This window comes from Brevibacillus borstelensis (assembly GCF_003710865.1).
Taxonomy (GTDB): Bacteria; Bacillota; Bacilli; order Brevibacillales; family Brevibacillaceae; genus Brevibacillus; species Brevibacillus borstelensis.
The window spans coordinates 1-930 of the sequence record NZ_RHHO01000109.1; the positions used below are offsets into that span (position 1 = coordinate 1).

Consider the following 930-nt stretch of genomic DNA (forward strand, 5'->3'; position numbering starts at 1 on the left):
AACCGGACAAGCATGACGGGAACAGGTCAATTGCCAAAATTCGAGGAAGACGCATTCAAGCTGGAAGGACCAGATTACTTCCTGATCCCGACAGCAGAGGTGCCGGTAACCAACATGCACCGCGACGAGATCATGGATGGTGCAGAGCTGCCTCGCTACTATGCGGCATACAGCGCTTGTTTCCGTTCGGAAGCGGGATCGGCAGGCCGCGATACGCGCGGACTGATTCGCCAGCATCAATTCAACAAGGTCGAGATGGTGAAGTTCGTCAAGCCGGAAGATTCCTATGAGGAACTGGAAAAGCTGGTGAAAAATGCGGAGAAGATCCTGCAGCTGCTCGGTCTGCCTTACCGTGTCATGAGCATGTGCACCGGCGACCTCGGGTTTACAGCGGCGAAAAAGTACGACCTGGAAGTGTGGATTCCGAGCTACAATACGTACCGGGAGATCTCGTCCTGTTCCAACTTTGAGGATTTCCAGGCGCGTCGGGCCAACATTCGTTTCCGCCGCGACAGCAAATCGAAGCCGGAGTTCGTGCACACATTGAATGGATCGGGACTGGCGATTGGCCGGACAGTTGCCGCGCTGATGGAGAACTATCAGCAGGAGGACGGCACCATCCTGATTCCGGAAGTGCTTCGTCCATATATGGGTGGTCTGGAGAAAATCGCTCCCAAATAATGCAGATCAAAATGATTTCTGGCTATCTAGAAAAGCAGTTTTCTGTTCTAATACAGAAAGCTGCTTTTTTGTCTGCAAAAACAAAGAGTTAAATGAGTGGCGGAATTTTTAGAAAATGTGTTGCACAACAGAAATGACTGTTATATAATAACTTCAAACATTACGAATATTGTATTACTACAGTTGATGGGAGGAGTTAAGGATGAATTGTTATCGTTGTGAAGGAAACGGTGAGCAGAATTGTCCCCA

General features: G+C 49.2%; 1 protein-coding gene. It reads left to right on the forward strand.

Going from position 1 to position 930, the window contains the following annotated elements; genetic code table 11:
• On the forward strand, positions 1 to 681 hold a 681-nt coding region (serS, locus tag EDM54_RS26160), incomplete at its 5' end, for a serine--tRNA ligase (RefSeq protein ID WP_122959106.1).
• Between the last annotated feature and the right edge of the window lie 249 nt (positions 682 to 930).